At 42.8% G+C, this 13,746-nt stretch carries 13 protein-coding genes and 1 pseudogene; 4 read left to right on the top strand and 10 right to left on the bottom strand.

Translation table 11 applies throughout. From position 1 onward, the window contains the following. The 5 genes from V7K48_RS09810 to V7K48_RS09830 form a co-directional block, all read right to left on the bottom strand. Positions 1-393 (bottom strand): hypothetical protein (locus V7K48_RS09810; protein ID WP_335071879.1); only part of this gene is annotated, 393 nt, incomplete at its 3' end. Positions 394-445: 52 nt separating this feature from the next. Beyond that, positions 446-2,011: a serine hydrolase gene (locus tag V7K48_RS09815; RefSeq protein WP_335071881.1), complete on the bottom strand. Its 1,566-nt coding sequence runs from the start codon at positions 2,009-2,011 to the stop codon at positions 446-448. Positions 2,012-2,185: 174 nt separating this feature from the next. Continuing rightward, on the bottom strand, positions 2,186-2,926 hold the full coding sequence (locus V7K48_RS09820) for an RNA methyltransferase (protein ID WP_335071883.1): 741 nt from the start codon (positions 2,924-2,926) through the stop codon (positions 2,186-2,188). 128 nt (positions 2,927-3,054) lie between these two features. Further along, a complete protein-coding gene (locus tag V7K48_RS09825) occupies positions 3,055-3,378 on the bottom strand; it encodes an HNH endonuclease (protein ID WP_335071885.1) in 324 nt (107 codons plus the stop codon). A gap of 73 nt (positions 3,379-3,451) precedes the next feature. Beyond that, on the bottom strand, positions 3,452-3,793 hold the full coding sequence (locus tag V7K48_RS09830) for a hypothetical protein (RefSeq protein WP_335071978.1): 342 nt from the start codon (positions 3,791-3,793) through the stop codon (positions 3,452-3,454). Between the two features lie 121 nt (positions 3,794-3,914). Between V7K48_RS09830 and V7K48_RS09835 the strand changes: the two genes are divergently transcribed. Both V7K48_RS09835 and V7K48_RS09840 read left to right on the top strand, forming a co-directional pair. After that, positions 3,915-6,479, top strand: coding sequence for a penicillin acylase family protein (locus tag V7K48_RS09835; RefSeq protein WP_335071887.1), 2,565 nt, complete (start codon positions 3,915-3,917; stop codon positions 6,477-6,479). A 202-nt stretch (positions 6,480-6,681) separates the two neighbouring features. Then, positions 6,682-6,981: a hypothetical protein gene (locus V7K48_RS09840; RefSeq protein ID WP_335071889.1), complete on the top strand. Its 300-nt coding sequence runs from the start codon at positions 6,682-6,684 to the stop codon at positions 6,979-6,981. 160 nt (positions 6,982-7,141) lie between these two features. Here the strand turns inward: V7K48_RS09840 and V7K48_RS09845 are convergent, their stop codons facing one another. After that, positions 7,142-7,717 carry a TIGR04376 family protein gene (locus V7K48_RS09845; RefSeq protein ID WP_335071891.1) on the bottom strand — a complete coding sequence of 192 codons (576 nt, stop codon included), beginning with the start codon at positions 7,715-7,717 and terminating at the stop codon, positions 7,142-7,144. A gap of 388 nt (positions 7,718-8,105) precedes the next feature. Between V7K48_RS09845 and V7K48_RS09850 the strand changes: the two genes are divergently transcribed. Then, complete coding sequence (locus V7K48_RS09850) at positions 8,106-9,623, top strand: DUF3131 domain-containing protein (RefSeq protein WP_335071893.1); 1,518 nt, start codon at positions 8,106-8,108, stop codon at positions 9,621-9,623. A gap of 152 nt (positions 9,624-9,775) precedes the next feature. Here the strand turns inward: V7K48_RS09850 and V7K48_RS09855 are convergent, their stop codons facing one another. The 4 genes and pseudogenes from V7K48_RS09855 to V7K48_RS09870 form a co-directional block, all read right to left on the bottom strand. Then, positions 9,776-10,318, bottom strand: a complete 543-nt coding sequence (locus V7K48_RS09855) for a Uma2 family endonuclease (RefSeq protein WP_335071895.1) — start codon at positions 10,316-10,318, stop codon at positions 9,776-9,778. Between the two features lie 435 nt (positions 10,319-10,753). Then, positions 10,754-11,150: pseudogene (locus tag V7K48_RS09860) on the bottom strand (ACP S-malonyltransferase). Further along, positions 11,147-11,521 carry a DUF433 domain-containing protein gene (locus V7K48_RS09865; protein ID WP_335071897.1) on the bottom strand — a complete coding sequence of 125 codons (375 nt, stop codon included), beginning with the start codon at positions 11,519-11,521 and terminating at the stop codon, positions 11,147-11,149. Before V7K48_RS09865 ends, V7K48_RS09860 begins: the two are co-directional and overlap by 4 nt. Before the next feature lie 392 nt (positions 11,522-11,913). Beyond that, entirely contained in the window at positions 11,914-13,032 is a 1,119-nt protein-coding gene (locus V7K48_RS09870; RefSeq protein WP_335071899.1) for a TIR domain-containing protein, read from the bottom strand. Between the two features lie 479 nt (positions 13,033-13,511). Between V7K48_RS09870 and V7K48_RS34970 the strand changes: the two genes are divergently transcribed. Continuing rightward, on the top strand, positions 13,512-13,628 hold the full coding sequence (locus V7K48_RS34970; RefSeq protein WP_442949425.1) for a phage integrase N-terminal SAM-like domain-containing protein: 117 nt from the start codon (positions 13,512-13,514) through the stop codon (positions 13,626-13,628). The last annotated feature ends 118 nt before the right edge of the window (positions 13,629-13,746 follow it).

Raw genomic sequence — 13,746 nt, forward strand, 5'->3', positions numbered from 1 at the left:
CGATTGAATATGCTGCCATTTCTTAATAATCTTCTTTTTTACATCTTTTAAGTTTATGACTTTTGTGGCAGTTTTGATATCAAATTGCTGTAAGTCAGGATGTCCGTTCTGATATTGATTTTTTACTAAGTTAGAGCAGTATTTCGGAATATTTGAAATCATGAATTCTCCAACCATACTGCTAAAGTTTGCTGGCATCAGCATTACCTCAAGACGTTCTATTTCCTTACTGTAAAGCTGTTGATTGATAAAGCCTAAAAACTCTACAAAATTATTCATCGCCAAAAGAATGTGTTCAATTGTACAGTCGTATGGCAGAGTTGCCTTAGGATTAAAACCGTTACTCTCAATCGGGTGAGGTTGGCAGGCAATCAGTTCTAGTTCGCCGCTCATTTATAAGGGAGAGGTGGATGTCATGAACAATGCAAAATTCAAAAATCCCAAATTATCTTTGGGGATAATACTGCGGATTCATAACTGGAGATTGATAACCATTTGCCGGCACAGTACCCCCCATACTGTTGGGTACAGGATTCACAACAGGAGGCTGATAAATACTCATGGGCACGGTGCCTGTCGTCCCGTTGGATAAAGCAGGACTCCCAACAGGGGGCTGATAACCATTTACGGGTATAGTGCTTGTGGTACTGTTGGGTATAACAGCATTTTGACTAAACTCTTGGTAGGCAGCGCGAGAAATTGAGCTAATCAGTTTTTCGGCGCGAGGGTCGTTATTAGGGCGTTGTACCATGACCGCGGCAATGTAGCGCTTGCCTGTTGGCAGAGCAACTAAACCTGTATCTGCCAACATTGTGCCAATATCGCCTGTTTTGTGGTATACTCTTGCGCCTGTTCCCAAACCCGATGGTAGCAGAGTGTCTCTCTGAGTGCGACGCAAGATATCGAGCATGAGATCGCGTGATGGCATACTCACCAAATTTCCCTGACTCATAATCGCCATCAAATTTGCCAATTCCCTTGGACTAGTGGTATTTGTCCCTTGCAAATCTGGGAGTTGATTCCGAATTATTGTGTTTGTCAATCCCCAGTTCCGGAAACGCTGGTTTAAAGCGTCTATGCCTCCCAGTCGAGCAATGAGCATATTTGTCGCCGTGTTGTCGCTGATTGTAATCATTTGAGTGGCGACTTCCAGAGCGGCGTAGTGGGTTCCGGCTGGTTTGTATTGCAGATTTCCAGAACCGCTAGCTACCATATCCTGTTGCATGGTCAGCATTTCATCTAGGCGAATTTTCCCTGCATCCACATCCTGGAAAAAGGCAATCAGAATCGGCAGCTTAATTGTGCTAGCCGCCGGAAAACTGGTTGAGCCATTGACATCTACATAATTACCAGTATCTAAATCTAAGAAGAAAACTCCGGGTGTAAGATTTGGGTTAGTCGCCGTCAAATTTTGCACGGCATTTTTCAAGGGGAGAATTTCTTGGGATAGGTATAAGCTCGAAGATGCATCGGGGGGAGTTTGAGTAGGTTGTGGCTGCGATCGCGTCACATTACTATTAGATTGCGGCACAGAAGTTGTGCTGATCCGATTAGCTGGGTCTAATACTGACAACACTGTGCCCACAATTGCACCCATCCCAACACCCACAATCAATAACCGCACAACATACAACATGGTTTTGGCCATTGGCTTTAACTGCGTCTTCCGCGATGCTCGCCGGCCTCTTTTTGGCTTTTCCATCCGCACCGTTTTAACCATCACAGCACCTGGTCGAAAGGGAGGAATTTTCCCCTTCACATTAGGTATTGGTTTTACTGCCCCTGGCATGACTAACCCCGATTTTCCCTTGCGTGTAGCACCAGGGGTTGAGGGAGGACTGATCTGATTTTTTTGGCGTGTTGGCGCTGCTTCTCGTTCATTCGCAGCTCGCTGCTGGCTGTTAGCTTTAACTTTCTTCTGTGCCACTTTTTGAACTTTTTGTGGACGCTGGCGGCGATTTAAGGGTTGACGCCGCGAGAAAGCTGTTAGTTCGTCACTTGACTCTGACACCGTTACTCCTTGTGACCCACTTGACTGTTTTCTAGCAGACTCCTGACCCAAAACTTAATCTTCAAGCAATATTAATACTCAAATTCAACTTTGCCACTAAGTAGCATTTTTGTGTTTAGTTTAAGCGATATTAATTATTTTGGGAGGATGATTGCGTACATATTAAACGAAGAATTACAAGTTTTCACCATCCCTCTGGTTTTTAAGGGCCCATTCTACCTGCTGCAAAATCCCTCGCAGCATGGCTACTTCTCTTGTTTTCAGGTGAGCGCGATTATATAGTTGGCGAAATTTTTCCATGCGACTAGCTGCCGTATGCGGATACACATAACCAATTTTCAGTAATAGTGATTCTAATTGCTGGTAGTATGCTTCCACAACATCTATTGGTGCAAGTTCAGTTTGGGGTAAGGTCTGAATTTCAGGTTGTTCTGCACATTGTGACAGTTCATAACAACAGATTGCTACAGCAGTAGCCAAATTCAGGGATAGATAATCTTGACTTGTGGGAATGCGAACAAACCGCTGTGCATAATTTAATTCTTCATTGCTTAATCCCCGGTCTTCCCTACCAAAAATCAGTGCTGCGGGTTTTTCTGGTTCCTCCAGTAACCAGGGTAGTGCAGTGCGGGGTTTTTCTAAGGGTGTTTCCCAACTCCGAACGCGACCAGTGGTAGCGATCGCCCGTACACATCCATGCAATGCTTCTGGTAAGGTCGCTACTAATACCGCAGATTCTAAAATTTCCTTAGCATGAACAGCCATCATCAAAGCTTCCGCCGACAGCGGATCGCATTGGGGATTTACTAATACTAAATGATCTAGTCCAAAATTTTTCATGACTCTGGCGATCGCTCCGACATTTATCGGCCCAGCTGGCTCTACCAACACAATTCTTAATCCAGCCAAGCCCATTTTTTGCCTCCTGCGATCGCACCAGATAATACTTACAGGCTAATTCTCAGCATTGTTATCTTCTGCTGAAGAGTTTCCTTAAAATCATTTTAGCTGGTAAGTGAATGCCTGCATCAGGTCTGAACAGTTCAGCCCAATTTGTGCTGTTCAGCTAATCGTTCGTCACTATTTATTTGTAGCAATCTAATTGTTGTACGTCCTGAAGGCGTTAATCCCACCAGATTTAGTTTTAAAAAGGTGAAGTGTTCAGCCCATTTCTGGGTGCGTGGGTTGAAGAGAAAACTAAAAGCCCCTGTTTCTGGATCAAACGATCCTAAGTCAGTACCTTTATAACGATTACATCGCCAGCAGGTGAGCGCTAAATTATTAGCATCAGTTGCACTGCCGTGCTTTTGGGCAATAATATGATCAATTTCATGGGGAAAAAAGCAACTCCTACGGGTAACTGGCAATATTCACATCTGTAGTTTGCGCGTTCTTCTACCAGTCGGCGAAGATTAACCGGAATATAGGTTCCACTCACGGTCAACTGGTCAAATAAGATAAGTTACCTGCTTTCATCATCACAACTAAGTGTTCAATACGTTCATACTCATCTAGTTCTTTCAACTCCGTGGGTATAAGTTCACCTGCGTTACTGCGTGCTAGCAAGGTACGCAATCGTTCTTGCATTTCGAGAGTGGGTTTAAATTCAGCAATTTGTTCAGGAGTGGGGTTGCTGGCCAAAAAATCGAGGATATATCGGTAAACTTGTGCTGGTACGGCTGGTTGTTGAAGGCTCAAAGCAAGTAGTTCAGGTAAGCGTTCGCCTACTTGTGCTAGTTGTTGAGATAGTTCCTCTGATACTTCCAGGGTGATTTTCGGCATGTTGCGCTTTTTTGAAGTGTGTCCTTTTCCCCATTCTAAAGGTGGTAGAACAGGCATCAAATCAATATTGCTCACTCTACTGTAATATCAACGTTGTAACATCGCGTAATTTTACTAAACAATGCCACGGCAAGCCCAAATAAAAAGCTTTAGGAAACGTTGGTTTCCTCAGATTCTTAAAAAAACTTTGATTGTGCTGTTAGTGCTGGGGCTATTGTTAGTGGGATTCGCCACCTACACTGTGCGTCAATCCTTTGCTCAAGAGAGCGGCACAATTCGACTACCTGAACTCAAAGCTGAAGTAACTGTCCAGCGCGACAAATGGGGAATTCCCCACATCTGGGCTGCCAACTCCCACGATTTATTTATGGCGCAAGGTTATATCCACGCTCAAGACCGTTTTTGGCAAATGGATTTTTGGCGACACATCGGTTCTGGGCGACTCTCAGAAATGTTTGGTTCTTCTCAGGTGGACACTGACAGATATCTGCGGACAATGGGTTGGGCAAGGGTGGCGCAGCAAGAAATTCTGGAAATTAATGCAGAGATGAAGGCATACCTGGAAGCTTATGCAGATGGTGTCAATGCCTATCTAGCAGAGCATCAAGGCAGCGCCCTGAGTCTAGAATACGCTGTGCTAAAATTCCTCAATCCTGGGTATAAGCCAGAACCTTGGCAAATACTGCATTCCCTAACTTGGGGGAAGGTAATGGCTTACGACTTGGGCAGAAATTTCCAGAGCGAAATTGAACGTACCATTCTGCTCAAAACCCTTACCCCTACTCAAGTAGAGGAACTTTTTCCACCATATCCTCAAGACCTGCCAGTGATTTTGCCTGAGTTCCAGCAAGGAGAGGGGGCAGGGGAAGCAGGGGGAGCAGGGGACAAGAATGCTAAACTACTCTACTCTCCAGATGTCTTCCCTGCTTTAGAGTCAATTACTAAGCCGATGATGGCTTTGGAACAACTTATAGGGCCTACAGGAATAGGCATTGGTTCAAATAACTGGGTGATATCTGGTCAGCGGACGGCTACTGGTAAACCAATTTTGGCGAATGACCCCCACTTAGGTGTACAAATACCTTCTATCTGGTATGAAGTTGGTTTGCACTGCACACCTAAGAGTACAGAATGCCCCTACAACGTTACTGGCTTTTCCTTTGCGGGAATGATCGGCGTAATTATCGGTCATAGCGATCGCATTGCCTGGGGCGTTACCAATGTACAAGCTGATGTGATGGATTTATACATTGAGAAAATCAACCCAAAAAACTCTAACCAGTATGAGATAAATGGCAAATGGGTTGATATGCAATTTGTGAAAGAGACGATTCAAGTAGCCGGAAGTCAGCCGATTGTACAAACAGTGCGCTATACCCGACATGGGCCGATTCTCTCTGATGTTTCGCCCAATTTGAAGGAGTTCAAGCCAAGTCAGTCCTTAGAATTACCCCAAAACTACGCCGTAGCTTTGCGCTGGACAGCCCTAGAACCTTCCAAACTAGGATATACCATTCCTCAAATCAATCGCGCCCAAAACTGGCAGGAATTCCGTGCTGCTGCTAGTAATTATGATGTCCCGGCTCAAAATTTGGTTTATGCTGACGTTGATGGCAATATTGGCTACCAAATGCCTGGTAAATTCCCCATCAGAGCCAAGGGAGATGGGCGTTATCCCGTTCCTGGTTGGACGGATGAATATGAGTGGCAAGGCTATATTGACTTTGAGCAGTTACCCAAAAGTTTCAATCCATCTCAAGCTTATATTGCTACTGCCAATAATTTAGCTATGCGTAAATATCCTTACTTAATTACCACAGACTGGGTTTATGGCTATCGGGCAAAGCGGATTGTTGAGATGATTTCACAACAAACTCAGCCAATTTCCCTGAAGGATGTACAGCAGATACAAGGTGATGATCGCAATCTGAATGCTCAAACATTAGTGCCACTACTGCGATCTATCACTGTTGATACACCCCGTTTGCAAGCAGCCCAAAAATTGCTCCGAGATTGGAATTTGCAGTTGGGAATGACATCGCCTGCTGCTGCCTTGTTTGAAGTATTCTGGAAACACTTGCTAGCAGATACATTTCACGATCAGTTGCCTGAAAAGTACTTTCCTGATGGAGGCGATCGCTGGTATGCTGTGGTAGCAAATCTGGTAAAACAGCCCAATAGTTCTTGGTGGGACAACCGCAACACCCCAAAAGTTGAGAACCGCGACCAAATCCTCCGGCAGTCCTTTACAAAAGCCGTGGATGAACTAGAACGGATTCAAAGCAAAGACCCGAAAAACTGGAATTGGGGCAAGCTGCATACCATTACTTTTCGGAATGCCACCTTGGGTAAATCTGGGGTTGCACCGATTGAAGCTTTATTTAATCGTGGTGCATTTGCGACGGCTGGTAACGGCGAAACTGTGAATGCTAACCGCTGGAGAGCAAACAAATCCTTTGAGGTGAGTGATATTCCTTCACTGCGGATGATTGTAGATTTAGGAAATTTAGAGAACTCAGTAGCGATTCATACTCCTGGACAATCAGGCCATGCTTTCCATCAGCACTACAACGATATGGTTGACCCCTGGCGTCAGATTGAATACCACCCCATGCTGTGGAAACAAAAGAATATTACAGATAGTACTGCTGCGACATTAAAGTTAGTTCCAAAATTGGGAGAGTAAAGCACAACCCAACTAGAGAATTTAAAATTGGACTATTTAAGTGTAATTACATACACGTCTTCCCAAAAGTGAAGTATAAAGTAACAGGGCAAAAAGAAAGTTAAAAACAGAAATAAAGATTTTTTTTAGAAAAAAGTATTTTCACTGACATCCATTTTTACTGCCCAACTTTCCCGAAACATAGTTGGAGATAATAAAATCTATGCAACGCGTATTTAAAAAAAGTTTTATCGTTTCAGTAACGACTGCGATCGCATTATTATTTGTAGGTTGTGGAGAAAGTAAAGTTGCCCAATGTAACAAAGTCATAAATGTTGCCAATCAAGCATCTACTCTCGGTCAAGAATTCGGTAAAAATCCCCATCCTGTAAAAGGTTCTAAAGTTTTAACTGAACTTGCTGGTAGGATAGACCCACTTGCCAAAGAGATGAAAGCACTAGCCCATGAATATCAACCTCAGCGTGGCTTCGCCGCGCTGAGGTCAATTGTGTCAGTTGCGTAAGTCCTGATCATAAGTAATTTACCAGACATGATATGACTTCTGACGCCAAGCCGCAGAGCGTCTTTGGCTTTGCTGCTGACGCCAATATTTCTGCTGTATTAGGCGATTACTTTTACCCTTGAAATAAAAATTAAACGATAAATCTGATTCTTTCGTTGGTTTATTTCCCCAGATTCCGCTTCATTTGTTCTAACTCATTTTGGGTTTCCCAGCGACTAAACTTTTCTTCTAAGTCATCAAACCCATTAGAATAACTACTAGTTTGATTTGACCAGCCATTGGTTTCTAAATGCTGCTGAGTTTGGGCTTTAGCACGGCTAGTCTGTGCTTCAGCTGCTTTAGCTTGCACCTCCTGTCGCCGCTGCTGAATTTTTCGCAGTAATTCCTGAGATTGGTTAATGCGTTCTTTCAGCCCTTGCATCTGTCCCCAGCGCTGATTCCCTTCCCGCAACAGGGCTGCTTCTCGCTCACCCGCAGCAGTCGCTAAATCCTCTCTGCCAGCGTTTTTGGCTTTTTGAACACGGATATGCCAACGCTGAATTTCTTGAGCGGTGGACAGAATTTCTTCTTGCGATCGCTTCTCTTGTAATTGTAAATCTGCGATCAGCTTTAATGTATCTTCTTCTTGCTCACGCAGCTGTTCTAACAGCGCCTCTAACTCCAAATGTGGATTGTTACGCAAGAATTCTTCTAAACGATTTTCTAGAAACCGACTCAAATCATCAAATAAACCCACTGCTAAAACTCCAGAGATCGGGTGCGTAGACTATTTTATTGTAGTAATGATCATCGTAGGTAAAATCTAAACTTTAATAGTTCCCCTGATAATAGTTTTTCCCTTCAGATTGCTACACTCATCCGGATCGTGCCCGTTTTGTCAGAGCAGATAACTGTAGCCGTTGAAAGTCTCGACTGCTGGCAATTTGCGATGCCTATCATGTGGTAAATAGGTGTTGCTTGGGTAATGGTTACTACATCTGACAATCCTTCAGGAGTCGCACTTTCACATCCGCTGAAAAGTTAGGTGAACTTCTGGATGTTAGTTAGATTTCAAAGTTGGGAAGAATGTATTTGGTGAAACTACGCTTTTCAACACTGATTTATAAGATAAGGCTTTAATCTGCATGAGTTCTGATTTTCAACCGCCACCTAAGAGCTTGTCCATACTAGCTTCTGTAGGAGGAGTAGTTACGGCTGTAATCGCGATCGCAATTTTAAATGTTTGGTCTAAGCAACTTTCCCAGACTTCTATAGAAAAACCTGAAATATCAACATCCCAAACAGCTTCACGGCAGTTGGTACAACCACAGAAACCCCAACGCCCTGTCTCTAGTGCTAAAGAAGCTGAAATAGTTGCCAGCCTTGATGCGAAATCTGTAGTTTTGCCAGGTCAATCCATTCCTAAGAACCAACTAACAATAGCGATAATTCCCTATGTTGCTCCTGGAATTGGAAAACTGACCCCAGAGGAAACCACAACTGCCCGTCAGGCTTGGTCATACTTCCAGCACAACTGGAACGATGAAACTGGCTTGGTCAATTCTGTTGATGGCTTTACCTCTGTAAGTATGTGGGATCAGACAGCGGCGATCGCAGCTTTAGTCAGTGCTAGAGAACTCAATATCGTGCCTGCATCTGAGTTTGAAGCCAAAATGAGCAAAATGTTGAAAACACTGGCATCTATGCCCTTATACAAAGGGGAACTACCTAACAAGGTTTACAATGCAAAAACCCTCGTACCTGTTAATTATGGTCAACTAGAAAAACGCGAAGAAATTGGTTGGTCAGCCATCGATTTAGGGCGAATGGCAATCTGGTTGAAGATTGTCGGGGCAAAGTATCCACAGATGCGATCGTTTTCCACAGACGTTTGGAAACATTGGCAAGTCAAGCGTCTGACCAAAAATGGCCAAATGTACGGTACTGCTGTTATCGAAGGCAAAGAACAGTACAACCAAGAAGGCCGCTTGGGCTATGAGAATTATGCTGCCTATGGTCTGAAGCTTTGGGGCTTGGATGTTAAGCAAGCCTTGGATTATCAATCCCATGCTGCCTTTGTTGATCTTTACGGACAGGGAATTCCTTACGACCAACGGGACTATAAAAACTCTGGAGCGAATAACTATGTTCTTAGCGAACCCTATATTTTAGATGGTATCGAAACTGGGTTTCAATCTTTGCCTAAAACCTATGCTGATCGGATTCTAGCTGCTCAAGCAGCGCGTTATGAAGCCACAAAACAATTAACCGCTGTCACCGAAGACAACTTAGATCGCCCTCCATACTTTGTTTACAGCAGTTTGTTTGTCAACGGAGAACCTTGGGCAACCATCGCAGATACCAGAGAACAGCACAACGATTTGCGATTCCTCAGTGCCAAAGCTGCGATCGGCTGGCATGTACTTTATAACACTGCCTACACGCAGCAGTTATTTAATTTTGTCCAAGCTAACCTCAAGTCAAAAGACGGCTGGTACAACGGTTTCTATGAGTCTTTGCATCAGCCGAATAAAACTCTTACCGCCAACAATAATGGCGTAATTCTGGAGAGCTTGCTGTATAAACAAGTTGGACAACCGCTCACCGTTTGGGCAGGAGTCAGGAGCCAGAAGTCAACCGAGAAGGTTATCAAAAAACCATAACTTACAGCTAAGATTCTCAGACCATGAAAAAACTGGCGTTGCATAATAGAGGGAGGTCATCTACTATGCAATGTCCATACCGTGGAACTACGGAAATTCGGAATAATTGTACCCACATAAGTCTATTCATCGCTCCATTCAGCAACGCCACCCTATGGCAAAAGTCTCTGAACAGACACTGAAATATCTGCAAATGCTAATGGTGTAACCGTTCCTTGCTTAATAGTATATTCTTCAACATACTTACCATTTTGAGGGTTTCTGAACACAATCATCTGTTTAGTAGATAAACTTAAAACCCAATATTCTTGAATCTCAGCCGTCGCATAAATTGTAGCCTTGATCTCCAAGTCCCTGTTTAAGCTTGTCTTGGCAACTTCTATAATCCAGAAGATATCTTGAGGAGCAGGATGGCGATCATTGTAGGATGACTCCGGAAGTCGAACAATTGCAATATCAGGTTCGGGTTCTGAGTCGGATAGTGTAATAGGCCCATTGAAACGAACATCAGCTTTATCTGAGAGCAACTCTTCTAAATATTTTGCACCTCGTTTTGCTGTGGTGTAATGAATTGGGGTTTCTGGACTCATCTCAACAATTTCGCCTGCTAGCAATTCCAGATGACGACCACGTAGAATGCCCGCCTCAACCATGCGATGATAGTCGTCTACAGACCATTTAGCCAACGTCTTCATAGCAGAACTGCTCACATTCTTGTGATAGACCTAGTTCAATTTTATAGTTGCTTAACTCAGAAGCACCCAATCTTTTGAGCCTGATGCAATGTCCTTAAGACTTGCTCCTTCAATTCTCGCAGCAACATAGATGGCTCCTATGGTCGAAGCTGTCTACCATCTAGTATGGGCGATCGCGTCCTCTATGACTAGATTTATTGACCCTACTACAGTTTCAAGCACTAGTCTTCTATGTAAAACCCTGTACAAACAAACAATCTTATCTTAATTTCTGGTAATCTTGCATCACATTTGCATCACATATGTGTTATGGACCAAGATCAGCGGCGGCAGATCACGTCTGGATCACGACAAAATCTCTCGTCCGTCCGCTTCATCGACTTGTGATGCCGCGTTACCTACCGACATAGTTACAATCGCTCACTACTTAGCACTTTACGGAATCAAAATCTGCATTGAACCTCTATAGTCGTCAATATTAAGGACAATCTCAATCAAACGTTCGACGCACCGTTCACGATATTTGGAGTCATTATAGCAGTCGATCAGTATTTCCAATCGTAATCACGGGCAAAGATATTGCAGTGTTTTCTTCACGCATGACTTGCTCTAGTGAATCCTTCCCTTTCATACTACGATTGGCTGTGAGCAAAATCATCTGGTTTTCCTGAGCTAGTCGCCAAACTACCCTGTCATTACTATTGATTTACAACTCCATCTCAGCAAATGTGACAAATTGAATCGAGACTGTATCAAGCCAACCTTGACTAGCAATCGCACCAAAGAAAACCAGTGCATGTCCTTTGAGATTGTGGTCGATCAAAAAAATCATGCTTTAGATTCACGCTTTGCCCTAGCTGCCTGAAGTTTTTCCCAAGCAGCTTCAGTTCCAGGCTTTGGAGGCTTTACGGCAATCCGGGCAATGAGCTCACGATTTTTCTCTTCATAGTACTGCTGAAGCTCTTCAGCTTCTTTGAGAACCATTTGATACTCAGCTTCAACATCGGCACGATTTGTCTCAATGTAAGCTAGAGCAGCATTAATTTGTTCTTCTGTGAGATCGAACAAGCCTCGGATAAACTTAGGCGGGTACTGTTCTGTTACGTAGTCCATCACGTCATACAAAGTGATGCGCGTTCCTGCGATCGTCAGTCCTCGCTCTGTGCGAATAATAGCTGCTTGCCCATTTGATGCCAGAGTCATATCTCAATGCTCCTCTGAAACTAGCTCCATACTACCCGATGAAAAAGTCAGGATAGGTAATCGCCTACCTTGCTTATCGCTATACAATATTCAAGATGTGCGTCAATTCATAACCGCAAGAATGGCAAAAAATCTGGTAAACAAAATCACATATGTGTTAACGGTTCGCTTAAGCGGCTGCAAAGAGCTTTCGCAATGCACCAAGATATTTCAGCAGTCCGCTCTAAGAGGATGTTTTAAAAGGGTCTTTTGCTCTCCTAGTTAGCACAGCAAAGTATCTCAGTACAAGGCTAAAACCTTGATTTATCGTTGAAGTTAACCCAAGTGAGAACAGCAAAATTATACCTTTTGGGACTTTTCAAACATCCTCTAAGCGAATTGTTATATGGCACTCACGCTAATCCTTCACGTTCAAGAACACTACGAACCTCCTCAAAACAGGCTTTAATGTTTCCAGGTGAAAACTTAATATAACCAAGTCCATCAACGTTTGAAAAGTTCTCACAGCCTTCTTCTAAAAGAATAATTGCGCGCGTAAAACCCAAACGTCCTTGAAAAAGCCCAGCTTCATGTATGACATTCATTCTTGCACGGAGCTTACCATCACTTTGTTCATCTTCAGCAGTCATTATCAAAAATGCGATCGCTGCATTATCTAACATCTGAGACAGACGAGTAATGTTAGTGATACCGGCAATTGGAACTCGATTGAATTCATCCCAAGGTAATTTCAATCGATCACTGATAAAATCCTTGAGGTCTCTCCAAAGAGGTGAGCGTCCGTGTCCAATAAAGATATGTGTACCTGGTTGAGATGAGTGTATATAAGCACGAGATTTGTTGGTTAAGTGCAATGAGAGCCTATTTGTGAGCTTCTTTAAATTTTCTGCCGCTCTAGCAGGCGACTGAATTGCTAGCAACTGTGCTTGAAGATAAATATGTGGCGGAGTCTGCAAGCCAGACTGCATAGCAACCATGTCACGTGACAAGAAATTTCCACGTGGTCGAAGATAATCAATAAATTGTTTCGCAGATAATATTTTGCATTCTTCGGCTTCTTCTTTTAAACGGCTCAAGTATTCATCTTCTCTATTAGCTAGGCAAGAAAAAATTATTGATATCAGTTCCTCTCGCAAATCAGGAATCGCTTCATCTATATGATTTGCAAGTTTCTCTAGTTGCTCTAAAGAAAGGCTAGTTGAAGTTGATTTTAGGGCGTTGTATACATAATCGAAACCATATTCACGCCATTCACCTATATTATCGTTAGAGTATCTGTCTAAAAAACCCCATTCTTGACTAAATCTTGCTCCGGGAGGAACTGGCTGAAGTTGATCGTAATATATGCGTGAATGGTAGCCAAGCCACGAACCAGACCAAGATTTACCTGCCTCATTTGCTGCTTCTTGCAGTACCTTTATTGACTCAGCTACATCAAAAGATTCAAACTGTGCAGTGATTTTAGAGCAAGTAGATTTGATACGGTCAAGAGAATCTCTGAAATCATCCATTGATATCTACACCTAATCTAGGTTTGCCATATAACTAAATTATTAGACGGAAATTTTCCGTCTAAATATCTTGTGGATAACCATATGTAATACTTACAGGTATTTATTTTCATGTTATGCAGAATTTTTCTGTATACTGTCGATATCCGTTTCTTCTAGAGAATTTATCCGTATAAGTAACTGATTTTGCGTATTTATACGGAAGTTTTCTATCTAATATCCTATTTTAGATATTAGATAGAAAACTTCCGTATAAATACCCTACTTTGGTTTTAAAACCTGATTTTCAGTATATTCCTTGGTGATATCCAGAATTTTTCCAGATAACATCCGATTCAGGACATTATACGGAAATTTTCTAGATATTACTCTATGAAAGAACGCCCAAAAAAGCTGCTAGAGCAGGTTCAGGATACAATTCGGCTTAAGCATTATTCTTGCAAAACAGAAAAAGTTACATTGACTGGATTAGGCATTAGATTTTTTTTCATGATAAGCGCCATTCTAAAGATATGGAGAGTGCGGAAATAGAAGCATTCCTAACACATTTAGCTGTTAAAGAAAACGTCACTGTGTCAACTCAAAATCCATCATAAGTGCGCGATTTGATGTTGTTCACTGACGTTACTCGACTGAATCGATAAAGCCATTACGAAAAGAACAGACCTGATAAAAGCTTGATTTATGAATTATAACTGTACAGACGGGCTATGA

Origin of the sequence: Nostoc sp. (assembly GCF_036919615.1) — a bacterium.
Classification (GTDB): Bacteria; Cyanobacteriota; Cyanobacteriia; order Cyanobacteriales; family Nostocaceae; genus Nostoc.